This window comes from Pseudomonas saliphila, assembly GCF_008638345.1.
Classification (GTDB): domain Bacteria; phylum Pseudomonadota; class Gammaproteobacteria; order Pseudomonadales; family Pseudomonadaceae; genus Halopseudomonas; species Halopseudomonas saliphila.
Window position 1 is genome coordinate 79,311 of the sequence record NZ_VTVA01000007.1, and the last position, 25,489, is coordinate 104,799.

Annotated in this window: 24 protein-coding genes; 19 read left to right on the top strand and 5 right to left on the bottom strand. The window is 57.6% G+C overall.

Going from position 1 to position 25,489, the window contains the following annotated elements; genetic code table 11:
* Window positions 1-92 precede the first annotated feature (92 nt).
* Window positions 93-710 carry a TetR/AcrR family transcriptional regulator gene (locus FHK95_RS09595; RefSeq protein ID WP_235906755.1) on the bottom strand — a complete coding sequence of 206 codons (618 nt, stop codon included), beginning with the start codon at window positions 708-710 and terminating at the stop codon, window positions 93-95.
* Between the two features lie 210 nt (window positions 711-920).
* On the opposite strand from FHK95_RS09595, the gene FHK95_RS09600 reads away from it, so the two are divergent.
* From FHK95_RS09600 to FHK95_RS09650, 11 genes are all read left to right on the top strand, one after another.
* Window positions 921-2,165, top strand: coding sequence for a cytochrome P450 (locus tag FHK95_RS09600; RefSeq protein ID WP_150304393.1), 1,245 nt, complete (start codon window positions 921-923; stop codon window positions 2,163-2,165).
* Window positions 2,162-2,329 (top strand): ferredoxin, encoded by a 168-nt coding sequence (locus FHK95_RS09605; protein ID WP_150304394.1) that lies wholly within the window; start codon window positions 2,162-2,164, stop codon window positions 2,327-2,329. The genes FHK95_RS09600 and FHK95_RS09605 overlap by 4 nt, the downstream gene beginning before the upstream one ends.
* A 74-nt stretch (window positions 2,330-2,403) precedes the next feature.
* Window positions 2,404-4,026, top strand: a complete 1,623-nt coding sequence (locus FHK95_RS09610; protein ID WP_150304524.1) for a GMC family oxidoreductase N-terminal domain-containing protein — start codon at window positions 2,404-2,406, stop codon at window positions 4,024-4,026.
* On the top strand, window positions 4,023-5,513 hold the full coding sequence (locus FHK95_RS09615; protein ID WP_150304395.1) for an aldehyde dehydrogenase family protein: 1,491 nt from the start codon (window positions 4,023-4,025) through the stop codon (window positions 5,511-5,513). Before FHK95_RS09610 ends, FHK95_RS09615 begins: the two co-directional genes overlap by 4 nt.
* Before the next feature lie 106 nt (window positions 5,514-5,619).
* Entirely contained in the window at window positions 5,620-7,080 is a 1,461-nt protein-coding gene (locus FHK95_RS09620; protein WP_206668558.1) for an alpha/beta hydrolase domain-containing protein, read from the top strand.
* 277 nt (window positions 7,081-7,357) lie between these two features.
* Window positions 7,358-7,579: a ferredoxin gene (locus FHK95_RS09625; RefSeq protein WP_150304526.1), complete on the top strand. Its 222-nt coding sequence runs from the start codon at window positions 7,358-7,360 to the stop codon at window positions 7,577-7,579.
* Between the two features lie 50 nt (window positions 7,580-7,629).
* Window positions 7,630-8,388 carry an SDR family NAD(P)-dependent oxidoreductase gene (locus FHK95_RS09630; RefSeq protein WP_150304396.1) on the top strand — a complete coding sequence of 253 codons (759 nt, stop codon included), beginning with the start codon at window positions 7,630-7,632 and terminating at the stop codon, window positions 8,386-8,388.
* Window positions 8,389-8,425: 37 nt separating this feature from the next.
* Entirely contained in the window at window positions 8,426-9,367 is a 942-nt protein-coding gene (locus FHK95_RS09635) for a VOC family protein (protein WP_150304397.1), read from the top strand.
* A 2-nt stretch (window positions 9,368-9,369) separates the two neighbouring features.
* A complete protein-coding gene (locus FHK95_RS09640) occupies window positions 9,370-10,254 on the top strand; it encodes a fumarylacetoacetate hydrolase family protein (RefSeq protein ID WP_150304398.1) in 885 nt (294 codons plus the stop codon).
* Window positions 10,255-10,287: 33 nt separating this feature from the next.
* Window positions 10,288-11,877, top strand: a complete 1,590-nt coding sequence (locus tag FHK95_RS09645; RefSeq protein WP_150304399.1) for an MFS transporter — start codon at window positions 10,288-10,290, stop codon at window positions 11,875-11,877.
* A 108-nt stretch (window positions 11,878-11,985) separates the two neighbouring features.
* A complete protein-coding gene (locus FHK95_RS09650) occupies window positions 11,986-12,777 on the top strand; it encodes an IclR family transcriptional regulator (protein ID WP_150304400.1) in 792 nt (263 codons plus the stop codon).
* Here FHK95_RS09650 and FHK95_RS09655 read toward each other — a convergent pair whose 3' ends face one another.
* Window positions 12,778-13,971 (bottom strand): thiolase family protein, encoded by a 1,194-nt coding sequence (locus FHK95_RS09655; protein WP_150304401.1) that lies wholly within the window; start codon window positions 13,969-13,971, stop codon window positions 12,778-12,780.
* 2 nt (window positions 13,972-13,973) lie between these two features.
* Window positions 13,974-14,369: a Zn-ribbon domain-containing OB-fold protein gene (locus FHK95_RS09660; protein ID WP_150304402.1), complete on the bottom strand. Its 396-nt coding sequence runs from the start codon at window positions 14,367-14,369 to the stop codon at window positions 13,974-13,976.
* Between the two features lie 136 nt (window positions 14,370-14,505).
* Here FHK95_RS09660 and FHK95_RS09665 point away from each other — a divergent pair, with 136 nt between their 5' ends.
* From FHK95_RS09665 to FHK95_RS09680, 4 genes are all read left to right on the top strand, one after another.
* Window positions 14,506-15,207, top strand: coding sequence for an SDR family NAD(P)-dependent oxidoreductase (locus tag FHK95_RS09665; RefSeq protein WP_150304403.1), 702 nt, complete (start codon window positions 14,506-14,508; stop codon window positions 15,205-15,207).
* Between the two features lie 28 nt (window positions 15,208-15,235).
* Complete coding sequence (locus FHK95_RS09670) at window positions 15,236-16,234, top strand: fumarylacetoacetate hydrolase family protein (RefSeq protein WP_150304404.1); 999 nt, start codon at window positions 15,236-15,238, stop codon at window positions 16,232-16,234.
* 175 nt (window positions 16,235-16,409) lie between these two features.
* Complete coding sequence (locus FHK95_RS09675; RefSeq protein WP_150304405.1) at window positions 16,410-17,816, top strand: aromatic ring-hydroxylating dioxygenase subunit alpha; 1,407 nt, start codon at window positions 16,410-16,412, stop codon at window positions 17,814-17,816.
* A 34-nt stretch (window positions 17,817-17,850) separates the two neighbouring features.
* A complete protein-coding gene (locus FHK95_RS09680; RefSeq protein ID WP_150304406.1) occupies window positions 17,851-18,411 on the top strand; it encodes an aromatic-ring-hydroxylating dioxygenase subunit beta in 561 nt (186 codons plus the stop codon).
* Window positions 18,412-18,529: 118 nt separating this feature from the next.
* Here the strand turns inward: FHK95_RS09680 and FHK95_RS09685 are convergent, their stop codons facing one another.
* On the bottom strand, window positions 18,530-19,282 hold the full coding sequence (locus FHK95_RS09685) for a DUF2889 domain-containing protein (RefSeq protein WP_150304407.1): 753 nt from the start codon (window positions 19,280-19,282) through the stop codon (window positions 18,530-18,532).
* 96 nt (window positions 19,283-19,378) lie between these two features.
* Between FHK95_RS09685 and FHK95_RS09690 the strand changes: the two genes are divergently transcribed.
* Window positions 19,379-20,176, top strand: coding sequence for an SDR family NAD(P)-dependent oxidoreductase (locus FHK95_RS09690; RefSeq protein WP_150304408.1), 798 nt, complete (start codon window positions 19,379-19,381; stop codon window positions 20,174-20,176).
* 361 nt (window positions 20,177-20,537) lie between these two features.
* On the opposite strand, the gene FHK95_RS09695 is transcribed toward FHK95_RS09690, so the two are convergent.
* Complete coding sequence (locus FHK95_RS09695; RefSeq protein ID WP_150304409.1) at window positions 20,538-22,169, bottom strand: ATP-dependent acyl-CoA ligase; 1,632 nt, start codon at window positions 22,167-22,169, stop codon at window positions 20,538-20,540.
* 300 nt (window positions 22,170-22,469) lie between these two features.
* Between FHK95_RS09695 and FHK95_RS09700 the strand changes: the two genes are divergently transcribed.
* The 3 genes from FHK95_RS09700 to FHK95_RS09710 all read left to right on the top strand — a co-directional run bounded on the left by FHK95_RS09700 (window position 22,470) and on the right by FHK95_RS09710 (window position 25,483).
* Window positions 22,470-23,090 (top strand): TetR/AcrR family transcriptional regulator, encoded by a 621-nt coding sequence (locus tag FHK95_RS09700; RefSeq protein WP_235906763.1) that lies wholly within the window; start codon window positions 22,470-22,472, stop codon window positions 23,088-23,090.
* A 435-nt stretch (window positions 23,091-23,525) separates the two neighbouring features.
* Window positions 23,526-24,632, top strand: a complete 1,107-nt coding sequence (locus tag FHK95_RS09705) for an amidohydrolase family protein (RefSeq protein WP_150304411.1) — start codon at window positions 23,526-23,528, stop codon at window positions 24,630-24,632.
* Window positions 24,632-25,483 (top strand): fumarylacetoacetate hydrolase family protein, encoded by an 852-nt coding sequence (locus tag FHK95_RS09710; RefSeq protein ID WP_150304412.1) that lies wholly within the window; start codon window positions 24,632-24,634, stop codon window positions 25,481-25,483. The genes FHK95_RS09705 and FHK95_RS09710 overlap by 1 nt, the downstream gene beginning before the upstream one ends.
* Window positions 25,484-25,489 lie beyond the last annotated feature (6 nt).

Below are 25,489 nucleotides of genomic sequence, written 5' to 3' on the forward strand. Positions count from 1 at the left end.
AGTCGCAAGGAGGGGATGATCTGAATAGGGGCGAGCAGAAAGCTGCCTTCAGTCATGGCGCGTCGGTAGGCCAGGTGTGATCGGCAGCGTAGTTAGAAGGCGTCGATGGGCGAGGGCCAGGTGCCGTTGTTCAAGAGCGCGTCGAATGCCTCGGTCATGTCGCTGGCCGGGTAGGGATAGTCGTGACGCACCCACCATAACCAGAGCCCGATGAGCGCGCCCACAAAGCAGCGCACTGCTACTTCGCCGCGTAGCTCGTCCGCTTGGTAAAAGCCTTGCTTGCGGTAATGTTCGCGAACCTGGATGAGCAGAATGTTTTCCAGGTGAGCGAGGATAACGGTCTGGGAAGGGCTGTTGAAAAACGAGGTGGTGAGGGAGGCATGCCGCTCGGTGGCTATGAACAACCAGGTCGATGCATCCAGTACAACGCGCTTGTGGCCTGATACATCGACCACCCGGGTAGGCGGCGTGCCGATGCTCTCGTAACCCGCTACCAGGAGATCTTCCTTGTCACGGAAATGAGCGTAGAAGGTTGATCGCGCAACCCCGGCGCGCTCGAACAACTCCTGCACGGTTATATCCCTGAAGTCCTTTTCCAGTGCCAGTCGGTACATGGAATCGAGCAGCCGCTCCCGCGTACGCCGGGCTCTCGCCTTGTGGCGATCACCGGTTTGATCTTCATCGTTGCTGTGTTCCGGGGGGGCTGTCAAAGGCGCGTTCCTGCTGGTCTCTTAAGCGATAGGGTCTCGCGAGATGAGGCTCAGGTTCGAGACTGACACAGGCAGCGTGGGCCGGGCAAGTTAAACCCTATTGCGGATTCTGTATTAGAAATCGAACGGATGCGGGATTCCGTCTGTTGTGGCGCAAATTGGTGCGGCTCTACACTCATCTGCGTCAGCAATAAAAACCGGACAATAATAATGAATACCGATAGCGTGACCAATGCGATACCGTCCAATGTGCCTGCTCATCTGGTCCAGGATTTCGACCTCTGGGCTGCGCTTACTGCCCAGGGCGAAAACGCCTACGCCTGGGCCGCCAAGTTGCATGAGAGCATGCCACCCATTTTCTGGGTGCCGAGCCTGGGCTTTCTGCCAGGCACCTGGATTCCACGTCGTTCGGAGGAGCTGCGGCGAATCCTCCAGGATCCCGAGACCTTCAGCAGCGCTGGCTTGACGCCTTACCCCATGCTACTGGGCGAAAGCTGGCGCCTGGCGCCGCTTGAGGTCGATCCGCCGGACCATGCCAAGTACCGCGCCCTGCTGAATCCTCTGTTCACCCCTAAAAAAGTCAATGCGCTGGAAGAAGATATTCGCCAGTTGGCTACCCAGCTCATAGACGACATCGCTCAGACAGGGCGCTGCGACTTCAATGAAGACTTTGCCAAACCGTTCCCGACGTTGATTTTTCTCAAGCTGATGAGCTGGCCGCTGGAACACCGGCCGCTGTTTCAGCACTGGACCCAAACGCTGATCAAGAGCTCGGATCCCCAGGTGGTGACGGACAATGCTCGCGAAATTACTGGTTGGATTCGCGCACGCATCGCCGAATGCCGGGCCAATCCCGGGGATGATTTCACCAGCTACCTGCTGGCTAGTCAGATTGACGGCCGGCCGCTCACCGATGACGAAATGCTCGGCATCAACTTTCTGATATTCATCGGCGGGCTGGATACCGTTACTTCGACGATCGGACTGTTCTTTCGCCATCTGGCGCGCAATCCGGAGCAGCAGGCGCAACTGCGCGCCGATCCGTCGCTGATCTCGGATGCGGTGGAAGAGATGCTGCGTTCCTATTCCATCGTCAATATGCGCCGTACCGTAGCCCGGGATGTGCAGATCGGCGAGGCGACGATGAAAAAGGGCGACATCGTGCTGATCAGTACCGAGTTGGCCAACCTCGATCCTGAAGTGTTCGACCAGCCGGAAAAGGTCGACTTCCTGCGTAGCGCCGGGCATGCACCACACATGGCTTTCTCGTATGGCGTGCACCGTTGTGTAGGGTCGCACTTGGCCCGTCGCGAACTGCGTATTGCGCTGGAACTCTGGCTGACCAAGGTGCCACCGTTCCGCATCGCAAGCGGCACCACGCCGCGCTTCAACGCCTTCGGCATATTCGGTATGGAAGAGCTGCATCTGGAATGGGATGTGGAGGAAACCAAATGAAAATCATCGTCGACAACAAGGCCTGCGCCGGACACGCGCGCTGCAATGAGGTCGCGCCGGGGCTTTATGAACTCGATGACAACGACTACATCAGTACCGATGGCTTCGACGTCGAGGTCGGACAGCAGGCACTTGCCCGGCGTGGCGCCAGGGCTTGCCCCTAGCGGGTGATCCATGTCGTGGATGAACCTGCAAACCCGCCAGGCAATGGGCTGAATAAAGGACAGGAGCAATGAACATGAAAGAAAGCTACGACTACATCATCGTTGGAGCGGGGTCGGCCGGCTGCGTGATGGCGAACCGGCTCTCGACCGACCCCAGCGTCTCGGTGTTGCTGATCGAGAGCGGCCCGGAGCACACCAGCCCATTAATCGCGATGCCGCGAGGTATAGGCAAGCTGTTGATGCCCGGCAACCCGCACGTTTGGGATTATCAAGCCTCGCGGGGAGAGGGCATGGCGACGGAACTGTGGCTGAAGGGTAAGGCTATTGGCGGCTCCAGTTCGGTGAATGGGATGGTTTACGTGCGTGGCGCACCTGCCGATTACAACGCCTGGGAGGCGCAGGGATGTACCGGTTGGGGTTGGCAGGATATGGGCCGGCAGTTTGTCGCCATGGAAGATCATCAGCTGGGCAGCTCCGAGTGGCGGGGTGTGGGCGGACCACTGAAGGTGACTGTGCACCCGCCGGGCAATGAGTTGTGCGATGCGATTATCGACGCGGCTGCGCATATCGGCACGACGACCGTCGCGGATACCAATCATGTAGACTCGGTGACGCAAGGCGGCTTCGGCTATCAGCCGCAAACTACCTGGAAAGGGCAACGCTTTAGCGCGGCGAAGGCGTTTCTTGATCCAGTGCGTGCACGGCCCAATCTGACGGTGTTGACGGGCACCCATGTACAACGCATTCAGTTTGAGGGACGCCGTGCTGTCGCGGTGCAGGTGCGCGAGAAGGACGGCGAGCGCCGCATCCGCTGCCAGCGTGAAGTGCTGTTATGCGCTGGCGCTATCGAATCTCCAAAACTATTGCAGCTGTCAGGTATAGGTCCTGCCTATTTGCTGCAATCGTTGGGAATTCCCGTCATCCAGGATGCCCCGGATGTAGGGCGTAACCTGCGCGAGCATGTCTATATTGCCGCGCAATTCCGGGTGACCCGGGGCAGCTTCAACCATTGCTTCGCCGGATTGGGGCTGGCCCGCTCGGTGCTGAGTTACTTTGTCGGCAAGAAAGGCCCCATGACCCACGCGGCTCATGAAGCAGGGGGCTTCGTAAAAACTCGGCCTGAACTGGAGCGTCCTGATGCGCAGATCGGGGTGAGTCTGTTCTCCATGGATGGCGACGGCAAGACCGTGGCGATTGATAAACAGCCGGGGATAACCCTTGGGGGGTATTTCATGCACCCGCAGAGCCAGGGCGAGATACGCATCGAGTCGGCCGATCCGGCGGTGCCGCCGAAAATCGTCGCTAATTACCTCAGCGCCGAAGCGGACCAGGCGGCGGCAATCGCGCTGCTGAAGTGGATCCGCAAGCTGGCGGCGCAACCGGCGCTCAAGCCCTTCCTGGTCGAAGAGCTGACTCCCGGTCCGCAGGTGCAGAGCGACGAAGAAATGCTTGCCGCCTTCCGCCGCTTTGGCCAGACCGCCTATCACGTAGCCGGAACCTGTCGGATGGGCACTGACGAGCGCGCTGTGCTGGACCCCGAGCTCAGGGTGCGTGGGGTCGACGGCTTACGGGTGATTGATACATCGATCATGCCCGCGCTGGTATCGGGCAACACCAACGCGCCGGCCATGGCTATCGCCATGCGTGCGGCAGAAATCATCGCTGGTGCGAATCAGCAAGGAGCGAACGCAGCATGACTATTCCTTTTACCCATCTGAACAAACTCTACATAAACGGCCGTTGGGAAGCGGGTAGTGAAGGCGCTGAAGCGATCATTAATCCAGCCACCGAAGAGGTGATTGGCCATGCGCCTGTGGGTGGCGTGGCCGCTGCCGAGGCGGCAGTTGCTGCCGCCCGCGAGGCGTTCGATCAGGGCCCGTGGCCCTGGCTGAGCATGGCCGAGCGGGCGGATTACATGCGGCGTATGCACGCTGCACTGGTAAGCCGGCGGGAACAGATTGCTGCGCTTATCGTAGCCGAGGTCGGCTGTTCGCAAATGGTCACTCAGGCCATGCAAGTGGATATGCCGTTGGGGCATGTCCTGAAGGCTATCGATCGTTCCCTGGTGACCGAGGCCCGGCAGATCCCGGTCGAAGCGGTACCCAATCCGATGAACCCCGGCGGCCCGATGATTCTGGGAAGCGGCAGCATCGAACGCGAACCCGTGGGCGTGGTGTCGGGTATCACTGGCTACAACTTTCCCTTCCTGCTGAACCTGGCCAAGGTCTTTCCGGCGCTGCTGGCAGGCAACACCCTGGTGCTCAAACCGTCCCCCTTTACGCCGTACTCGGCCTTGCTGTTCGGCGAGATTGCCGAGGAAATCGGTTTGCCCGAAGGCGTATTGAATATCGTCACCGGTGGTGTCGAGGTGGGCAGCCTGCTGAGCAGCGATCCGCGGGTGGACCTGGTCTCGTTTACTGGCTCGGAGGCGGTCGGCATCAGCATCATGACCCAGGCAGCTGCCACCTTGAAGCGGGTACACCTGGAGCTGGGCGGCAAGTCTGCGCTGATCGTGCGCGCCGATGCCGACATTCAGGCGGCCGCCATGGGCGCCGTTGCCGGACTGATGATCAATGCCGGGCAAGGTTGTGCGCTACTGACGCGTTTCGTGGTGCACAACTCGGTCCGCGAGCAGTTTGTGCAGTACGCAAAAGCCACTGCCGGTCAATTCAAGGTGGGGGATCCGTCGGATCCGAGCGTGATGATGGGGCCGCTCATTCGCGAATCGCAGCGGGCCAAAGTCGAAGGCTTGATCGCCAGCGGACTTGAGCAAGGCGCCAAGCTGGTATGCGGTGGCGGTCGTCCGGCCGGCCAGGAGAAGGGTTTTTTTGTCGACATCACTCTGTTTGATGACGTCACCAATGACATGACCATCGCCCAGGAAGAGGTCTTTGGTCCGGTTGGGGTAGTGATCGGTTTCGACACCGACGAAGAGGCTGTCGCCATTGCCAATGATTCACGCTTTGGGCTCAACGGCGGCGTAATGACCGCCGATGCTGCCGTTGCGTACAAGATGGCCAAACGTATCCGTGCCGGCAGTGTTTACCTCAACGGGGGTGGCGGAAGCATGCCCTACGCGCCTATTGGCGGCTTCAAGCGCTCGGGTATAGGTCGTGAGTTCGGACCTGACTGGCTCAATGAATTCACCGAAGAAAAGTCCATTATCTATCCCATCGGGCGCTGAACACTTGACGAGCCCTGGCGCGGCGAGCGACGAGAGTCGACCGACCGAGTCAGGGCAGGCTGTGTACATACAAACAATAAATACAATAAAGTTCGTAGGAGACACCATGCATAAAGCATTCGGCGCAGATCTGCTCGCTGCCACCCTGGCTTTGGTTGGCTGCAACAATGATGACAACAGGGACAGCAAGGAGGACGATCTTCGCGCGGAAGAGCCGCGTATCGAAGCCGCTGCCGGCGGTGCGGGGGAGGCGGCCCTGGCCGCAGACCTGCAGTTTGCGATGGACAGTGTCGGCTACAGTGAAAAGGAATTCATCCTTTCTGGAACTGCTGTTTCTTACCTGCCAAAGGGCGGGCAGTTGCTCGGTACGGATGGGCAGTGGGACGTCGAAGAGAATGACAGCGCCGCTTACGTCACGCGGGCGGTTGTCTACCAGCCACTGGATGCCGAAGCGTTCAACGGCACTGTTATCGTCGAGTGGATGAACGTGACCAGCGGGAGCGATTCCAGCCCGGTCTGGACCTATACGCACAACGAGTTGATCCGCGAAGGCTATGCACTGATCAGCCTGTCCGCGCAGGCAGCCGGGGTGGCCAGCACCAAAACGATGGATCCCGAGCGATATGCCAGTCTGATGCACCCCGGGGACAACTATTCCTACGATATCTTCTCGCAAGCTGGGCAGGCTGTGCGGGATCATGCTGATGTTCTGCTGAATGGGCTGCAACCCAAGCGGGTGCTGGCGGCAGGGGAGTCGCAATCCGCTTACCGGCTGGTCTCCTATGCCAATGCTGTCCACCCGTTGGTGACTGTCTATGATGGCTACCTGCTGCAAAGCCGCCTGGCCAATGCCGCGCCGCTGGCCACAGCCGATGACGTCTCAGGCTCGACGGAAATTCGCTCGGACCTCGGCGTGCCGGTCCTGATGTTCCAGACGGAGACCGATGTCAACGAGGCGACGCGCCAGGCCGATACCTCCACGTACCGGCTCTGGGAAGTCGCCGGAACGGCTCACTTTGACGTATACGGCGGCGGCATTGGATTGATCGACACGGGCGATGGAGAGGGCGCGTTACTTGCGCTGGAGGCACTATTGGATCCCCCGAGCACGGTGTTCGGATTCATCAACTGCGACAAACCAATCAATGCCGGTCCGATGAGTTTTGTGCTGAGCGCCGCGGTGCATGCAATCAATGAATGGGTCACAACCGGTACGCCACCGGCTTCGGCAGAAATCTTGCAGGCTACCGACTTCACGCTCTATAGCCCTGGCTATGCGCGAGATGCACAGGGCAATGCCCTGGGTGGCATCCGCACGCCCTTTGTCGACGTGCCGCTAGCGGCATTGAGTGGCACAGGTAACACCGGGGGCGAAGGCTTTTGCTTGCTATTCGGAACTACCGAGCCGCTCAGAGCGGGTGAGCTCGACACCTTGTATCCGACGCAGCAGGCCTTCGTAACGGCGTGGACTACGGCTACCGAGGCGGCGGTGGTCAGGGGCCATATTCGTCCTGTGGATGGGCAAGCCCTTATCGATGCGGCGGCCCGGGTGCAGATTCTGCCCTGAGATGTACGCTTCATCACGTGCCGAAATGCGGCACGTGATGAGGTAAGTTAAACATAAAAGTACTTTATGTATGTATTAAGAATATCGCCGTAAAGAAGGTTTTCTGTACGCTTACTCTCTAATTTTAAAGGAGTTATCTGTTGGGTGGGTGCAGGTGCTACGCTGCAGCTCACTGATTCAAGGGAAAATAATAGTGATTCATCAACTAAAAATTTACAAAAATGAATTTTTTGTTCATTATCTTCCTATCGCTGAGCCTGACAAAGAGGATAAGAGTATGAGTTCAGATAAGGTTATTTTCCGTGCCGTTGCTGATCGCGGTCGCTGCTGTGGGTATGGCTTATGCGCTTCGATCTGTCCAGAAGTTTACAAGCTTGATGCCGATGGCCTGGTCTACTTTGAAGACGACAAAGTAACGCCCGAGTTGGAAGAGGCGGCGCGTGAAGGCGCCGAAGCCTGTCCTGCCGAGGCCCTATGGCTGGAAGAAATCAAACCCTGAGCATCGTACTCTCCAGCAAATAATAAAATATTTTGACGAGGTAGATTGCTATGGGACGTCTGGAAGGCAAGGTTGCGCTCATCACCGGAACGGGCGGTGGACAAGGCAGGGTTGCAGCGCTGCGTTTTGCCCGTGAGGGTGCGATCGTGGTTGGCTGTGATACCAACGAAGCCGAAAACAAGGTGACGGCTGAACTGCTGTCTCAGGAAGGGTTCACTCTCTACGGGTACGCGCCGGTCGATCTTGGCGACCATGAGCAGGCCAAGGCCTGGGTCGAGTCTGCCGTAGCCGAACATGGCCGGATTGACGTTCTGTATAACAACGCATCTGCTGCACGTTTTGCGCCGGTTCAGGATATGACCATCGAAGACTGGCACTTCACTATTCGCAACGAAGCGGATCTGATCTTCTACACCACCAAGTACGCCTGGAATCATCTGGCGGAACGCAAGGGGGTGATTCTGAATGTATCGTCCACCGCTGCCTGGGGTGGCTCCAAAGTAGCCGGTATCTCGGCGCATTCGGCAGCCAAGGGAGCCGTGGTTTCCTTTACCCGCCAAATCGCCGTCGAAGGCGCGCCCGCGGGCATTCGTGCGATCAGTATCAGTCCTGGTTTTGTCGCCACGCCGGGTACCGCCGCGTTCATGGAAAACCCGGTAGCGCGTGCCGCGCTGCTCGACGGCGTGCTGATGGACAGGCCCGGACAGCCTGAAGAGGTTGTCTCGCTGGCCGTTTACCTGGCATCCGATGAGGCGTCCTTCATCACCGGATCGGATATCGTCATTGATGGTGGATTGCTGGCTATATAAGCGATCCACCGGCATCTGATAGAACGAGGAGAAGCAGATGGATATTATTGGACTAGGTTACATGGGCTTTGAAGCCACTGACCTTGAGGCCTGGCGCGACTATGGCCCGTCGGTAATGGGTTTTGCGATAGGCAAGAATCCGGAAAGCGATCCGGACTCGCTGTATTTCCGTATAGATGATCGCCGCCACCGTTTTGCTTTCCACCCTGGCAAGGTTGACCGGCTGGCCTACCTTGGTTGGGAAGCCAAAGGGCGGATGGAATTCAAGGCAGCCTGCCAGACGTTTATCGATGCTGGCGTGGAGTTTACCGTCGGCGACGCGGAGCTTTGCGAGAAGCGCGGCGTCAAGGAGCTGATCCGTTTCTTTGACCCGGTCGGCTTTCGGCATGAGCTGTTCTACGGGCAGAAATGGCTTCCCGATTCCTTTGTGCCTGGGCGCCGCCATGGCGGCTACCTGGCTGACAAGAGAGGCCTTGGCCATGTCGTACTGATGACTCCCGAGTTTCCGCCGGAACTGGAACATTTCCTTATCAATATCATGGGCTTTCACTGGTACGGTTCGGGCGCGGGCAAGGGCAAGACCGGCTTTTTCCGCTCCAAGCTCAACACCTCCACCAGCCATGATATTGCCTACGGACACGCTCCGGGCCGTATGGGGATTCAACACGTCGGCTTGTTCGTCGGCAGCCTGCGTGATGTGGGCGAGACCTACGATATCGTGAAGAAGCGCGAGCTGCAGATGATGATGACACTGGGTCAGCATTCCCAGGACCCACATGTTTCGTTCTACCACTTTAATCCGTCAGGCTTCGCCTTTGAGTGCATCGCTGAAAGTGAACCATGGCATGACGATGGGTTCGAGCTGAACCCGGAGAAGATGAGCGTGTGGGGCCACGAGTTGGTGGGCCCGATTCTGGGGCCTAGCGTCAAAACCCCGGAAGAGGTTGGCGATCCGGAATTCACCGCCAAGAAGGGCTAGAAATGCGCCTGGCTCGGGTAGAAGATGCGACGGGAGCGCGGTTCTGGGTTCTGTTGCATCCTGATACCGGCACCGGCCAGCGCATCAATGCCCCGTTCTCCCATTGGGCAGGCAAGGTCAACACCGGCAGTATTGCGGCGCTCGATCTGTCTGCCACAACGCTCGAGTCAGATACGTTTCGGCTCGTAGCGCCCGTTGAGCCCGGTGCCCGTATATTCGGGGTCGGGCTCAATTATTTGTCGCACCTGACTCGCCTGGGCAGTGCCGCGCCTCCTCATCCTCTTGCCTATATCAAACCGGACTCTGCGATTGCCGATCCCCACGGGGCGATTTCCTATCCAGCGATGACGGGCGAGCTGGATTATGAGATCGAGCTGGTGGCGGTGATTGGCAAGCCGCTTGGCGACGCCGTTGCAGCGTCGTCCTGCGTGATGGGTTATACCGTCGGCAACGATATCAGCGCGCGAGATGCGGGCCGTGCGCTGGGGCGGTTGGATCTGTTCACCCAGAAAGGCATGGATGGCACGACACCGGTCGGGCCATGGATTGCCACGCTTGATCAGCTGGGCGGCGGTGGTCAGCCGCAGCTGGATATGCGCATGACCATCAACGGCGAGGTTCGCCAGCAGGACAACACCCGGGAGATGATCTTCGCGGTCGATGAGCTACTGAATTACCTTGACGCGCGCATCACCCTGCGGCCGGGGGACCTGGTGTTCACGGGATCGACCCATGGGGTCGGGCTGGAGACCGGACGTTTTCTCCAGCCTGGCGACATACTGGAGGCACACATCGAAGGCGTCGGGATGCTGCGAAATGAAGTGGGCCCACAGCGCCTCCTTGCCACAGCACGACAATCGGGACGGCTGGGTCATCCCGCTACTTAACCTTGCGCCCCAGTCCCCTGACAAGAGGCAACCATGAATCAAGGGGCAACCTGGTATCCGTTGAAGCACCGTCAGTTTCGTATGTTCTGGAGCGCGGGCGCTGTCATCAATCTTGCTATCTGGATGCAGACCGTAGGTGCGGCCTGGATCATGGCCGGACTCACTGAGTCTGCCTGGATGGTGTCGCTGGTGCAGACCGCCATGACGCTGCCAGTGTTTCTGTTCGGCCTGCCGGGCGGCGTGATCGCGGATCTGGTGAATCGCAAGTACTGGCTGCTCTTCACCCAGTCGGTGATGTTGGTTGCCGCTACCGTTCTGTTTGTGCTGGTCTCCACCGGCGGCCTGAACGCCTGGTCTCTGTTGTCGCTGACGTTCTTGCTGGGCACGGGAAGTGCGCTCAGCATGTCGGCGTGGATGGCCGTGATCCTCACACTGGTTCCGCGTGAAATTGTGCCCGCGGCGGTCGCGCTCAATGCGATTTCGACAAACGTCGCTCGGGCGTTGGGCCCTGCCATAGCCGGTCTGCTGATCGCCGTAGCAGGTCAGGCTTCGATGTTCCTCTTGATCGCCTGCTGTTTCGCGGGTGTGATCCTGTTTCTGCTTGGCTGGCGCTCCTCTCGAGTCATCGACGTACTGCCTCCGGAAACCTTTCTGGGCGGTATGCGCAGTGGCCTGCGTTATATTCGCCATTCGGTGTCGTTGATCAGTTCGCTCAAGCAGGTATTCATCTTTACAAGCTGCGCCAGCGCGCTCTGGGCGTTACTGCCGCTGATCGCCAAGGATCAGCTTCAGATGGATGCTGGCGGGTATGGCCTGTTGATGGGCGCCCTAGGCGCGGGAGCCGTCATCGCAGCGGTAAATCTGACCCGTCTGTACCGTCTCTTTGCACTGCGCAAAGTGGTTGTGGCGGGTGCCATTGCCTTCGCTGTGGTCACGGCCGCGGTATCGCTGGCCGATGTCGTCTGGTTGGTCTGGCTGCTTCTGGTCATCGCCGGGATTGCCTGGATGGCGGTGAACGCCACGGTCGCTACCATTGTGCAGACCTGCGCGGCGGACTGGGTTAGAGCCAGGGTCGCTTCGGTGTATCTGCTCATGTATATGGGAGCGATGGCGGTAGGCGGGGCGGTGTGGGGCTTGATCGCGGATTATATGGGGACGACCAACGCTCTGCTGCTTGCCGCTGCGTGTATCGTTTTGGGATTATGGTTCACGCGAAACGGCATTTTCGTACTAGGTAGCGAAGCTGATTACCGAAGCGTTCCGCAGACAGACAAACTCGAGGTGGCGAGAGAAATCAGTCACTCCGATGGCCCGGTCTCCGTCGAAATTAGCTACCGGGTGCCAGCCCGTAATCAGCACGAGTTCATCAAGTGCGCCTACGCCGTGGGCAAGTCTCGACGTCGAAACGGGGCGCGCAACTGGCGGCTCTACCGCGACCTGGCTGATCCGGACCGCTTTGTGGAACGCTTTATAGTAGAGTCCTGGTTGGGATACCTTCGGCAAAGAGATCGAGTTACTCAGGCCGACCAAACTATGGACAAAGAGCTGGGGCGTTATCTGGTCGAGTCTGGTTCAACCAGACGCTACATCCACCAGCCAAATGCCAATCCCGGATGGCAGTAAAAAATTCGATTTAAAAATGCAATTCTTGATATAGAATGCTTGGCAGGCCATTATCAAAGGCGTAAACCTGGGATCCGGTGATCCCTGCGCCGAAGAGGAACCTTAAAAATGGATGCTGAAGTCAATACCAATGACAAAAACGCTGCCAAGTCGTCCTTGGTGACCGTGAAGCCGGTAGTCAATGCTGTCCGCATTCTCCGTTTTCTCAGCCAGGCTGCTGCGCCGGAGCGCTCCGTGGATATCGCCAGGAAGCTGGATATAAATCCTAGCACCTGCTTCAACATTCTCAGAACCCTGGTCGCAGAGGATATGGTCGATTTCAGTCCCATGTCAAAGCGTTACTCCGCCGGGTTGGGCCTGGCCCGCCTGGTTGAGCAATTCGTGACCCAGGGGCAGAAGGTTCAATTGACCAAGCCGCTGCTGGAGAGCTTCGCTGCTCGCTCGAAGGTGACGGTTACCTTGTGGCGACGTATGGGTAACGACCGGATCGTCATCGTCAGCTCCGCGGCCTGTCCTACCGACGTGCGGATCGATATGAGCGAGGGCCAGCGGCTGCCGATCCTGATGGGCGCCAGCGGACGCTTGTTTGCCTCTCAACTCGACCTTGATCAACCGCAATCCAGAGCGATCTTCGACAAGATCCGCTGGAGCGGTGCGCTGTCCTACGATGAATATCGCGATCAGGTGACGGAGGCCGCCAGGCTGGGCTGGTCTATCGACGACGGTAATTTCTCTATTGGTATCCTGGCTGTGGCAGCACCAGTTTATTCTCCATCCCAGACCATCGACTTCACGGTTTCAGCCGTTATGTTCCGCGGCCAGCGTGATGAGGCGGGAATAGCAGAGCTGGGTCAGTCGCTTCGCAACCTGGGCGATGAGTTGAGAAGCGTGCTGTTCTGACTATCGGTCGCGCACCAGCAACAGACTGCCGCCAAGCGGACCGCCCCCGGCGGCGGTAACCGCTACGTTGTGGTCGGCAACCTGGCGTTTGTCGGCACGCCCCCACAGCTGCAAACAGGCCTCATGCACGTAGCCCAGACCATGGGTTCGTCCGCCCGACAGTTGGCCACCATTGGTGTTCAGGGGCAACTCGCCATCCAGCGCGATACGCTGCCCACCTTCGACAAAGCGCCCACTTTCGCCCACCGGGCAAAGCCCCAGGGCTTCCAGCCAGATCATGGTCAGTATGGAGAAGCCGTCGTAGAGCTGGGCGGAACCCACGTCCTTGGGCTTCAGATCGGTACGCGCCCACATCATGCGGCCGACATCGAACGCTGCGCCCTGGGTAAGCGAAATCTGGTCCCATGACCAAGGCTGGTTCAGGGCTGCACCCATGGCTTCGATCCGGATGGGGGGGTTGCGTCCGTCCTTCGCAACATCACGCCGCGACAAGACGATCGCTGTGGACGCATCGCAGTGCACATCGCAATCGAACATGCGTAGCGGCGTGGAAATCATCCGCGACTGCATATAGTCGTCCATGCTCATAGGCGTTCGATAAACGGCCTTGGGGTTGAGCTGGGCATTGCGCCGACAGGTGAGAGCGATCTGGGCCAACTGTTCCGAGGTCGTGCCGTAGTCGTGGAAATGCCGCTGTGCGTACATGGCCATCAGATTGACGGCCGAAAGCACATTGAAGGGGGTATACCATTGCCAGGCAAAGCTGCTGTCGCGCCCCTGGGTTTTGTTGGTCAGGGCTGAGGCTTGCTTGTTGTGTTGCCGGGTGGAGGATTCGGTGATGGTACGAAACACCAGCACATTGCGGCACATGCCGCTGGCTATGGCCATTACGCCGTTGATGATTCCGGCCAGGGGACCTGGACCCTCATAGCCACCGCCGAACCAGTTCACGTTCAAGCCAAGCGCATTCTTCAGCGCATTGGGCCCGACGGGAGAGAAACTGTCTCCGTTGTTGTTATCGCCTGGCCAGCAAGCTACGCCATCGATGTCGTCCCGGGTCAGTCCCGCATCCGCAATGGCTTCAAGGCAGGCGTCAGCGGTCAAGCGCATGGCCGACAGCTGTGAAGGGCGGCCAACCTCGGATTGGCCGATACCGGTGATGGCGACATCTTTTTCATACAGACGGTCAAACATGCTCAATCCTTAACAAATAGTGGAAGCCACACATCGTCTTCCTGCTGAAAGTGCACTCTGACGGGCATCCCTATATGGACGTCTGTCACCGGAATTCCTTCGATATTGCTGACAAAGCGAAGATCGGTCTGCTCCTCCAGTTCCACGATGGCAATGACAAAGGGTTCCTGCAGTTCGGGTGTCCAGGGCTGGTGGTTGATCGTGAAGCTGGCCACCTGGCCCTTGCCCGATACGGCCTGCGGACCCACTTCAAAGCTGTTGCAAGTAGGGCAAACGGGGCTGGGGGGGTGGAAATAACGACTACAGGCGCTGCAGCGGTGGATCAGCAGCTCGTTGTTTTTACCGCCTTGCCAAAAGGCGCGATTGTCACCGGTGAGGGCTGGCAGCTTTCTCGGCATCGGATAAATCCTGTCTCAACAACCTGGGTAGCGTCAAGGTTAGCATTTGTACATATATTAAAAAAGTGTTCTAATTTAACTGTACCGGGCCTCTCACTGGCTCATCCTAATAAGACTAGCTTGCGGAGGACCTCCGATGACTCTTTCCCTGCAAGGCCGCGCTGTGATCGTCACAGGCGGCTTTGGTGTGCTCGGTAGCGCGCTGACCAGATTGTTGCTTGAGCAGGGCGCCCAAGTAGCGGCCCTGGATCTGAATGAGGTGCCTGCCTCGTTGGTTGCTACCGCTGATTTTCTCCCCTTGGGCAAGGTCAATCTGACCGAAACGGCCTCCGCAGAACAAGCGATGACCCGAGTGGTCGATACGTTTGGCCACATAGATGCGGTCGTCAATGTCGCCGGCGGCTTCGCCTGGGAAACCTTTGAATCAGGCTCCCTGGACACCTGGGATCGGCTGTATCAGATGAACGTGCGTACCGCCATCGTCAGTACCAAGGCAGCGCTGCCGCATATCCTGAGCGCGGGCAATGGTCGAGTAGTCAACGTCAGCGCTTTGGCTGCCAACAAAGCCGGACCGGGCGTGTCTGCCTATGCAGCTTCCAAGGCGGGTGTGGCGCGCTTTACCGAGTCGCTCGCCGAAGAGCTGAAACAGCGCGATGTGACGGTCAACGCGGTGATGCCAAGCATCATCGATACCCCGACCAATCGGGCTGACATGCCTGATCAGGATTTTAGCTCCTGGGTGACACCCGAAGCGTTATCTGCCGTTATCGCCTTTTTACTGTCGGCTGAAGGGCAGGTCATTACCGGTGCCTGCCTGCCAGTGAGTGGGCGAGTATGAATGACTTGATTAGCTGGAGATTGCTGTCATGAGGTTGGTCACTTTTGTAAATAGCGAAGGCTTGGAACTGGCTGGCGCCCTGATCGAGCAGGATCAGTCGGTGCTCGACCTGCAACAGGCTTACACCGAGCTCCACGGTGGACGGGCCGCTCCGCTGGCCAGCGTTCTGGCGCTAGCCGAAGCTGGGGAAGAGGGTATGGAGCTCGCCCGGAATCTGGTTGCCAAGGCGCCATCTACCGCTGTGCAGGAGCGAACCTCGGTGCGGCTTCGGGCACCTATTCAGCCGCCGCCACAAATGCGTGATTTCTCCTGTTTTGAGTTACATCTGCGTCAGAGCTTTGCTGCTGCTCGGCGCTTTCGTGCCATGCGTACGCCAGATCCCGAGGCGACACTCAAGGCCATGAACACCAGTGCCGATGACCGTGTCATCGACACGTTCAACCGCCAGCCCATCTACTACAAGTGCAACCGCTTTGCCGTGGTAGGTGTGGACGATCAGTTCGAGTGGCCTGCCTACAGCAAGGGGCTGGATTTCGAGCTTGAATTTGGCTGCTACATCGGCAAGCGCGGCAAAGACATCACGCGCGAAAACGCCAGACAACATATCTTCGGCTACACGATTTTCAACGACATCAGTGCGCGCGATGCTCAGGCCAAAGAAATGAGCGGCATGCTGGGGCCGGCGAAGGGAAAGGATTTCGATACCGCCAATATTATGGGCCCCTGTCTGGTTACGGCTGATGAGCTTGAAGATCCCTATGATCTGAATATGATCGCCCGGGTAAACGGGGAGGAGTGGGGCCGGGGTAACACCCGCGACATGCGCTGGCAGTTCGAAGATGTGATAGCGCATGTTTCTCAGTCCGAGACGCTGCACAGCGGGGAGTTTCTGGGGTCAGGCACGGTGGGGAATGGCTGTGGTCTGGAGCAGTTACGTTATCTGAAGCCTGGCGATGTGGTTGAGCTCGAAATCGACGGAATCGGCATGCTGCGGACTCAGGTGGGAGAGAAGGGTAATCCCTTCTAAAAGAACAGCAGAATTCTGGCTAAGACTACAGTTGAAATGGTACAGATCAATAAAATCTGTTCACAAATTCGTTTCAATGTGATTTGCTTGGCAATGAAGCGAAACTTTATCAGAGATTCAATAAATTGACGTTTAGCGCGGCCTGATAAGACCCCTAATAAAACTGGAGGCGAACATGCTTACTAAAACCAGCCAGGTGCTTTCTGATGGCACCAAGATTTCCGACCTGATTTATCCTGACACTCGTGAAGTGCAGATGCGCGTGCTATCGGACCCGGAAATCTATCAGATGGAAATGGAAAAGATCTTCGGGAAGACCTGGGTATTGCTAGGTCACGAATCCGAGATTCCCAATGTCAACGATTTCATGGTTCGCGATATAGGGGGCGACTCTGTCATTGTTACACGCGACAAAAACGATGACATTCACGTATCCCTTAATGTCTGTCCGCACCGGGGCATGCGCGTGGCGCTGACCGACTGTGGTAATGCCCAGATCCACAAGTGCATCTATCACGGCTGGGCTTTCCGCCCGAACGGCGACTTTATCGGCTCCCCTGTGAAGCGTGAGTGCATGCACGGCAACATTCTTCCAGAATCCGAGCTAGGCCTGAAAAAAGCCCGCTCGGTCCTCTATGGCGGCTTGATCTTCGCGACCTGGAATATCGACGGTCCTTCGTTCGACGAGTTTCTCGGCGATGCCAAGTGGTACTACGACATTCTCTTCCTGCGCAGCGACAAAGGCATGGAAGTGCTTGGGCCACCGCAGCGTTTCATAGTCAATGCCAACTGGAAGACCGCGGGTGAACAGTCAGCTGCAGATGGTTTCCACACGCTGACGCTGCACCGCTGGCTTGGTGAGGTAGGTAACTACGCCAAGAAGGGCGACGCCGCTGCGGAAGAGAGCGATGAGCCGGATCTGACCCCCGAAATGTACGGCGTCGAGATAAGTTCTCCCCACGGCCACGCGCTGCGCTGTATTGACCTGGCGCGCAAGATCCGTCGCCTGACGGGTCTGGAGCCTGACGATTTGAGCATTCAGGAAAAGCTCAATGCATTACCGCCAGCCGGCATGACCAAGGACATGGTCGAGCAGTTGGCACGCAACCTGTCGGAGGATCAGCTCAAAGTTCTGACCACGATGCCCCCGCAGGTTGGCGGAATGTTCCCGAATATCCTGTTTGGTTTCGTCTATATCCCGCAACCAGATGGTTCGGTTGTTGGCTCGATGACGTTGCACACATACATCCCCCGTGGCCCGAACAAGCTGGAGTTCTGCAACTGGATCTTCGCTGAAAAGGACGCGCCGGAAGAGCTGCGCGAGAAGATGCTAAAACAGACCATTCAGCTGTTCGGCACCTCCGGCATGGTCGAGCAGGACGATTCGGATACCTGGCCGCACATGACGCTGTCAGCCAAGGGCGCCATGGGCAAGCACATGACCTTGAAGTATCAGGCCGTGTATGAAACAGGCAAGCCTGAAGGCTGGCCCGGACCGGGAATCGTCAATGAAGGGTTTACCAAGGACGATACTCAATGGCACTGGTGGCTCTACTGGAACGAGCTGATGAGCGCTGAATAAACCATTCTCCAGATTATAAGAACAGGAGTTTCTCATGCAGCAGGTTCAAGAAAAAAGCGCCGAAGCCCCCCAGGGTCAGGCTGTTCCGGTCGGATCGGCGGAATACAACGCCATTCTTACCTTTCTATATGAAGAAGCGGCGCTGCTCGATCAGCTTCGCCTGAACGAGTGGGGCGAGCGGCTGGCGACGGATCTGGTCTATACCGCACCGTTGCGTCACACCCGGCTGGGCGTTGATCATGCGAAAAGCTTTGTTCGCACCGTCATGCACTTTCATGACGATTATCGCTCGGTAATGGGTCGGATCCTGCGCCTGTCGGGCAAAAGCGCCTGGGCGGAAGATCCGCCGTCGCGTACTCGTCGACTGGTAACCAACGTAATGGTTCGGGAAACGGCCAAAAGCGATGAGTTCGAGGTAGTCAGCTATTTGCTGATGACTCGCAGCCGCTTCAGCGAGTCCCATGTCGATGTGATCAGTTGCGAGCGCAGGGACGTAATTCGCCGGGAGACGGATGGCAGTTTCAAACTGGCTAAACGTGAAGCTTTGCTGGATCAGTCCGTTTTGGGAACCGCCAATCTGGCCGTGTTCCTGTAAGAGTTTGGTTGGGTGCGGTCACACCCGGCCATGCGGAGGATGAAGCCCGCCTTGAAAAAGGCGGGCTTTGTTCTGTCTGACGGTTGAGTTTGAGCGGCAATGTCCCTGACTGCCCTGTTTAAAGCTGCTGAACCGGGAGATTCGGCTCCTTGCCCGCAAACCAGTCCTGATCGCTGGCGCACAGGGCGCGGGGGCGATCAGTAAAATCTAGCGTCGAGCCCTTCATGCGCAGGGCGTGCGCGGCTCGAACCGGCTGCTGGGCATAGCACAGGCTGGTCTCCCTCGCATGTTGCATCACGTCCAGATCATATTCACGCCCACGGGAAATCGTCGTGCATCGCCGTAACAGCAGTGCGGCTTCCGCGTCCTCTGGATCCAGGGTCTTGATCGCCCAGCCCGCCATGCCCTGATTCAAATCGACACCGCTATAGGGCGCCGGCTGTTCTATGAGGGTGCCTTTGATCTGCCACTGCAGACACGGCTGGCCATCGCGGAAAAGGACTGGCGATGTGCATCCGTTAACCCGTGTCGGGATTTCTACGTCGTAGACACGATGCTCGTTCTGCCTCGCCGCAGCGGCAATAGCCAGGCCTGCAAGGTCAAGCATGTGCGTGCACTGATGCCTGCCATCCGTGGCCCTGGTTACACTGTGGGCAACCGCTGACAACTGCATGCCGACCAGGTCCTCCAGGGGCTTGGCAGCGCCGGGGCAGGCGGTATAGGGAAAGCGCACGGCGTAGCCGCGAATAGCCGTGACGATACCCTGGTGATGGCGGATGCTGACCCTGAAATGATGGAAGTCATCCTCCAGCGCTGCGCGAATTTCCCCGTCTTTCTGGGTATGAATCTCTACTCGTCGTCGGAAAAGCATATGGATAGCCTTAAGCAAGCAGGATGGATTTAGGTGGGGAAAGCGTCTACAATATGAACATTAACAAAAAAAGTGTCTATTAAAAAGGCTGCAGATATGAGACTGCTTGAAAACAAAGTCGGGCTGATAACAGGTGCTGGTGGCGGTATTGGTGAAGGCGTGGCCCGATATTTCGCCAAACAGGCCGCTGCGGTGGTGGTAGCAGAGCTGAACGAAACAATGGGCGAAGCCGTTGCTGCCGACATACGTGCGCAGGGCGGTCAGGCTATCTTCTTCAAGACGGACGTGTCGAGCAAGGAAAATATCGCTGCCGCTGTTCAGGCCGCAGTGGATGAGTTCGGTGGCCTCGACATTCTGGTCAACAATGCCTTCGCCCCGACACCTAACGTCTTGATGGAAGACAAGACTGACGAGATGCTGCAGCAGACCCTCGATACCACTGTCTGGGCAGCCTGGTGGGCGATGCGTGCCGCAATGCCACACATGCGTAAACGCGGTGGTGGCTCGGTGATCAATTTTTATTCGATCGATACCGAGATCGGTGCCTGGCTGCATGCCGACTACAACACCGCCAAATCCGCGATTCTCGGGCTTACCCGCAGTGCTGCCGCCGAGTGGGGTCGCTTCAATATCAGGGTAAATGCCATCGCCCCCACCGCCATGGGCGCAACCTTTCACAAGCTTGCAGCAGAAAATCCCGGTTTCGCCGAACGCTCCGCATCGATGCGCCCGCTGGGCCGCTGCGGCGAACCTGAAGCGGATATCGGTCCGGTTGTGGCCTTCCTTGGCTCGGAAATGTCCCGCTTTGTCACCGGCGAGACGATTCACGTGGACGGCGGACTGCATTTACCCGGCTACAACTCCAGACCTGCCGATATTCCGGTAAAGGAATAATTAAAGGCGCTCCAGCACGGAAATCAGCCGAGCTGACAGGCCCGCCAGCACTTGCTGGCGGGCTTTTTGCTGTAAGGGTCTGAGATGGGCACTTCCTGGGACTGTCGAGCACTAGTTCGATACTAAAAACTGTCAGCTAACGCCGCCTTCTCAGGCCACCTCCGCAGGATCAAGCTGGTGCTTGATCGTCCCAGGCAAAGGCAAACCCGATCCAAGCTGCCGCGAAGACGCTGCGATCCGAGACTGTTTCTCCCTGGGACTGTCGAACGCCAGCTCGATACTCAAGACTGGCAGCCAACGCCGACTCCTCAGGCGCCATCAACCGTCTGCAAGTACGCGGTGATTGATGGCGGAGGCCCGATCAGCGCTTCTTGACGCTGATATCGGTGTCTTCCAGATCCCAGGTGTTGGCTGTTTTGCCTTCATCTCTTAGCTCGTACTTGAGCACGCGACCCTGGGGGTTTTTGGGAAGCGTATCGCGGAACTCGATATAGCGAGGCAGTGCGTAGTAGGGAACGGCATCGGTTGCCCAGTGGAACAGCTCTTCCTCGGTCAGTGACGCGCCTTCATGCAGAATGGCTGTCACTTTGACGTCATCTTCGCCCTTGTCGGAGAGCACTGCATGAACCGCTACTTCGGATATGGCCGGGTGGACGGCAAAGGCCGATTCCATCTCGAAGCTTGAAATATTCTCGCCCCGACGGCGCAGGTAATCTTTCTTGCGGTCCACAAAAAAGAAGAAGCCGTCCTCATCGAATTTGCCGATGTCACCGGTGTGAAACCACATGTTGTTCATCAGCTTGAGGGTCGCTTCAGGCCGCTGCCAGTAACCCTGGAACATGATGTCGGGACGCAGAGGACGGACCACGATCTCGCCAGCTACGTTGGTCGGCAGCTCCTGATCATTGTCATCCATGATGCGCACGTCAAAATCAGGAATACGTTTTCCCGATGACCCAGGTTTGGCGTATTCGCCAGCCGCCAATGAAGTGATCACGCAGGCTTCGGTCAGGCCGTAACCATTGCCGCCCACCAGCGGAGTGCCGAACCGGGTGCGCCAGATTTCCTTGGTTTCCTCGGTGTAAGGGTTGCCCCGCGCGGTATGGATCTGCCCGAAGCAGCGTTTCATGGATTCGTTATCCGGTGCCTGGGCGAGCAGGCCGCCCATGCCGCCGAGGATAGACGCGATGGTTGCACCACTGCGTTCCACTTCCGGCCAGAAATTGGAAACCGAGAAGCGGGGCAGTATCGCTGCACGTGCGCCCACCAGAATGCTTGCGATGATGGTCACGCACAGGGCATTCATATGGAACAGGGGCAGGGGCGTGATTGTCACATCATTTTCATTGGCTGGTCCCGAACGCAATTGCAGGCGCGCCAGGTTGCACATGAAGTTGTAACTGACCATACAGCCCTTGGAAGGTCCGGTAGTGCCGGATGTGTAGATCAGGCAGGCAAGATCGGAGGGGGCGGGCTTGTCTTCTATCGCGGTCGTGTTCGTACCGCGGTGTTCATCCAGGGGCGCAACAGGCACTGTGCAATCGACTGTCGCTTCCAGCGATCCGCGGTGCAGGACGCGCTTCAATACCGATAGCTGGCCGCTGATGGCCGCAACGCGGTCCATGTAGCCGGCTTCACATATGAGTAACTGGGTGTCGGCATCCGCAATCTGGTGCCGCAGGAACTCGCCGCGTAGTGCGGTATTGATGGGCACGCTTACGGCGCGGAGCTTGTTGATCGCGAGCCAGCACACGACGGCATCAATGTTGTTGTCCAGCATGGTAACGACTGTAGCGCCGCGCGTTACTCCCAGCGAAGCCAGGGAGTGGGCTAGCTTGGTAGAAAGTAAGTCAACTTCTCGAAAAGTGTATAATTCTCCGCTGAAGTCGAGCAGCACTCGGTCTGGATGGCTCGCTACAGCGCGATCCAAAGCTGCGATAGCCGTGTCTTGTTCTCCCACGAACCAGGTTTCGGGATTGCCAGTACCGCTCATACGCATCTCCTTCCAATGCGGCTCCAGACGGGAGCCTGACCGCTTTATTTTTGATAGAGAATGGCATTCTATATCTTATTTTTTCCGTTGTCTCTATCAAGAGTTGAACAGAAAATGCTGAATGTGGCTATTTAACCTGCTAGGATGGCGTTTACAGGAAATTGACCGGGGGGGTGCAGTATGCTCATTGAGGAGCTTGACGATACAGTGTCTATTGATGGAGTTCAGAAAGGCGCCGCACCTAAAGGTGATGGGGATACGGGCCAGGAACGCCCCAAGGCGAAGAAGGCCTCGTCAAGGCTGGCTTCCAGTTCAGGCAAGACCCGAGCGGTCAAACCCAACAAGCGATCAGAAGAAACCATCAACAGCATTCTGCAATCCACTGAAGAGGTGGTTTTGCAATCAGGAGCGGACAGGATCTCCATTCTTGATGTCTGCAAATCGGCGGGCGTGTCACGGGGTACCTTCTATCGCTATTTTTCCTCCCAGGAAGATTTGCTGGATACCTTTTCGCGGCACAAGCGCGATCACTTTCATCAGGTACTGATGAACACCATCGGTACGGTTGAAGACCCCGAAGCACGACTCAATGCTCTGATCACCTTTATCGACAATTACCTTGAGCAAAGCCGGGCTCAGCGTCTGCTGCTGGTGGCGCCTGAGTATGCCCTTGGGTTTTTCCGGCGAATATTTCACGATTCAATACTGCGTTTCCAGGATACGCTGGATATTGTGTTCGACGACTGGGATGCAAAGCTCGGGGTCAAGCTGGATCGAGAGCTTATCTGCGAAATGATCATTCGGTATGTGTTGAGTGAAATCCTGGTGCCGGAAAATTCCGGTAGACGTTTGCTTCCTGCGCGTGTCAGGCGTCTGGTTGCTTCCCTTACCATGGGTTCTACCTCACGGACACGGCGCTGATATCAACCGGGGGAGGTGCCTGCCTCCCTTATAGGCGTTTTCCATAAGCTGTCGGTCCGTCTTCCCTACTTCCCCTCCTTCTCGGCTGATCGTCGCGGCAGCGCTGCGTCTTCCTTTTCTGTGGCTATTATTTAGTCGTTATCGTCACGTTTGTCTCATTTACGGTTATTGCTGAAACCGCGTCCTGTAGGAATCCAGGCATCTTACGCTCTGAACATTTCTTGTTTTTCAACAAGATAGATATCTGTTCTCCCCATTAACCGTCGCACCAGGGCGGTGCAATACGGGCCAGAGGTCGCGCGAAAGCCACAAAAAACTTGAACAGTTTTGCGATATATGATCATTTTGTATTATGCTGCTGCATAGGGGCGCGGCTCGCTTTGGCCACAAGTGCCTGGCTTTCTACCAAATTAGAACAAAACCGAGGTCTACATCATGCTTATCGATCTTCATGCACATGCGCCACATCCGGAATACTATGACCAGCATCCTCACTGGGGTCCGGCCTTTGAGTCACAGCCCGATGGCGACATAAAACTGCGCGTTGGTGAGTGGATCCTGTCCCTGGGTGCGCCAGAGCGCAAGGTTGCTCTGCGTGAAGCCCACGCCCGCGGTGAGACGCTGCAGGTTGCTGAATACATGGCTAAATGGGCCGACCCCAAGCATCGCCTCGCCGGGATGGATGCGGCTGGTCAGAATGCCCAGGTCATTTCCGTGCCAAGCCACTGCTACATGTATTGGGCGGAAGCCGAATTCGGCGTTCCCTTTGCCCGCACGGTAAACGATTCGCTGGCCAAATATTGCTCCGGCGCACCGGAACGCCTGATGTTCTGGGCACATGCACCGTTGAACGTGCCTGTCGAGGCAGCGAAAGAAATTCGCCGCGCGGTGACCGAGCTTGGCGCCAAAGGTCTTGTAGCGGGCGGTTCGAACTTTGGCGGTCTGGAGTTCGATTCGCCGGAAATGGATCCTGTCTGGGAAGCGCTGTGTGACCTGGATGTGCCCATGTTCGTGCACGGCTACAACCAGTCAGTGACCTGGGGCAAAGAGGCCAATACCGACCGCTACGAAACCACCGCAATCGTCGGCATGAACTACGATGAAACCAAGTGTTTCTGGTACATGATCAACGGTGGTGTGTTTGATCGCTTCCCGAACCTGAAGGTCTACATCACCCATGGCGGCGGCTACGTGCCTTACCAGCTTGGTCGCATGGCTCAGACCAACCCGAATCTTGATGTATCCCACAACAAGAAGCCTTTCCTGGAATATCTGCGCAACTTCTATTTTGACGTTGAGCTGCATGAAGTACCGATGCGTCAGGCGATGGTTGAGGTGATCGGTGCTGATCGCGTTCTGTATGGCTCGAACTTCGGCGGCAGTGACGCGGTGCGCCACGATCTGACCTCCGACCTGAAGCTGTCCCAGGAAGATATGGACCGGATTCGCTGGAAGAATGCTTGCGAACTGCTGCACCTAGATCCCGCCAAGGTAGGCAAGGTGGGTGATCCTGCCAAGACTGCCGGTAAGGTAGGTGCCTGATGAAACTGGCGCGCTGTTCTCTCAAGGGCGGTAAGCCTTTCTGGGCGGTTGTGGATCTGGAGCACAATGAGGTCAACGCAATCCAGGGCGACTTTCAGGAGTGGGCTCCTCGGGTCGCCGCCGGTGCGGGAATCAGCGCGCTGTCGCTGGCTTCCGCACCAGTGGCAATGGCCGATATTGTGCTCTTGCCGCCAATCGATCCGGTCAACCGGGTCGTGGTGGCGGGTGCCAATTACCTGAAGCACTTGCAGGATGACTTCGGCCTTGAGGCGCCTGCCCAGCCGGTGGCTTTCCTCAAGGCTTACGGCGCCTTGATCGGCGCCCACGACCCGATCCGTTTTCCTCCGCTTACCGAGGAGCTGGATCACGAAGTCGAGTTGGTTGCGGTGATTGGCAGCAGTCAGATCGACCTGCAGAACCCGCTCGCATGCGTACTCGGTTATACCGTGGGCAATGACGTCAGCTCGCGCGATCTTCAGCGCAGTGGTCCCAAGGGCATTGGCATGGATCTGTTTGCTGCCAAGAGTCAGGATCGCACCACTGGCGTCGGGCCCTGGATCGTCACCAAGGACGAATTTCCCCAGGGTTCACCCAAACTGCGTCTGACGCTGGCGGTCAATGGCGAAGTCCGTCAGGACGGCACCACGGCGGATATGACCTGGGATGTAGGGCAGTTGATCGCTTTCGTCCAGGCCCGGTCGAGCTTTGCCTGCGGAGATATCCTGTTTACCGGGTCACCCGCAGGTGTCGGATTGGGGACAGGCCGCTTCCTGAATGCAGGGGACGTTGTTGAAGCCTCGGTTGAAGGCATTGGCACCCTGCGCAACGTGGTAAGTGAAAAAAACGTTTAAAGAGGC

Coding starts and splice junctions, on each gene's coding strand:
- FHK95_RS09600 (WP_150304393.1), top strand. CDS start 921: ATGAATACCGATAGCGTGACCAATGCGATACCGTCCAATGTGCCTGCT.
- FHK95_RS09605 (WP_150304394.1), top strand. CDS start 2,162: ATGAAAATCATCGTCGACAACAAGGCCTGCGCCGGACACGCGCGCTGC.
- FHK95_RS09610 (WP_150304524.1), top strand. CDS start 2,404: ATGAAAGAAAGCTACGACTACATCATCGTTGGAGCGGGGTCGGCCGGC.
- FHK95_RS09615 (WP_150304395.1), top strand. CDS start 4,023: ATGACTATTCCTTTTACCCATCTGAACAAACTCTACATAAACGGCCGT.
- FHK95_RS09620 (WP_206668558.1), top strand. CDS start 5,620: ATGCATAAAGCATTCGGCGCAGATCTGCTCGCTGCCACCCTGGCTTTG.
- FHK95_RS09625 (WP_150304526.1), top strand. CDS start 7,358: ATGAGTTCAGATAAGGTTATTTTCCGTGCCGTTGCTGATCGCGGTCGC.
- FHK95_RS09630 (WP_150304396.1), top strand. CDS start 7,630: ATGGGACGTCTGGAAGGCAAGGTTGCGCTCATCACCGGAACGGGCGGT.
- FHK95_RS09635 (WP_150304397.1), top strand. CDS start 8,426: ATGGATATTATTGGACTAGGTTACATGGGCTTTGAAGCCACTGACCTT.
- FHK95_RS09640 (WP_150304398.1), top strand. CDS start 9,370: ATGCGCCTGGCTCGGGTAGAAGATGCGACGGGAGCGCGGTTCTGGGTT.
- FHK95_RS09645 (WP_150304399.1), top strand. CDS start 10,288: ATGAATCAAGGGGCAACCTGGTATCCGTTGAAGCACCGTCAGTTTCGT.
- FHK95_RS09650 (WP_150304400.1), top strand. CDS start 11,986: ATGGATGCTGAAGTCAATACCAATGACAAAAACGCTGCCAAGTCGTCC.
- FHK95_RS09655 (WP_150304401.1), bottom strand. CDS start 13,971: ATGTTTGACCGTCTGTATGAAAAAGATGTCGCCATCACCGGTATCGGC.
- FHK95_RS09660 (WP_150304402.1), bottom strand. CDS start 14,369: ATGCCGAGAAAGCTGCCAGCCCTCACCGGTGACAATCGCGCCTTTTGG.
- FHK95_RS09665 (WP_150304403.1), top strand. CDS start 14,506: ATGACTCTTTCCCTGCAAGGCCGCGCTGTGATCGTCACAGGCGGCTTT.
- FHK95_RS09670 (WP_150304404.1), top strand. CDS start 15,236: ATGAGGTTGGTCACTTTTGTAAATAGCGAAGGCTTGGAACTGGCTGGC.
- FHK95_RS09675 (WP_150304405.1), top strand. CDS start 16,410: ATGCTTACTAAAACCAGCCAGGTGCTTTCTGATGGCACCAAGATTTCC.
- FHK95_RS09680 (WP_150304406.1), top strand. CDS start 17,851: ATGCAGCAGGTTCAAGAAAAAAGCGCCGAAGCCCCCCAGGGTCAGGCT.
- FHK95_RS09685 (WP_150304407.1), bottom strand. CDS start 19,282: ATGCTTTTCCGACGACGAGTAGAGATTCATACCCAGAAAGACGGGGAA.
- FHK95_RS09690 (WP_150304408.1), top strand. CDS start 19,379: ATGAGACTGCTTGAAAACAAAGTCGGGCTGATAACAGGTGCTGGTGGC.
- FHK95_RS09695 (WP_150304409.1), bottom strand. CDS start 22,169: ATGAGCGGTACTGGCAATCCCGAAACCTGGTTCGTGGGAGAACAAGAC.
- FHK95_RS09705 (WP_150304411.1), top strand. CDS start 23,526: ATGCTTATCGATCTTCATGCACATGCGCCACATCCGGAATACTATGAC.
- FHK95_RS09710 (WP_150304412.1), top strand. CDS start 24,632: ATGAAACTGGCGCGCTGTTCTCTCAAGGGCGGTAAGCCTTTCTGGGCG.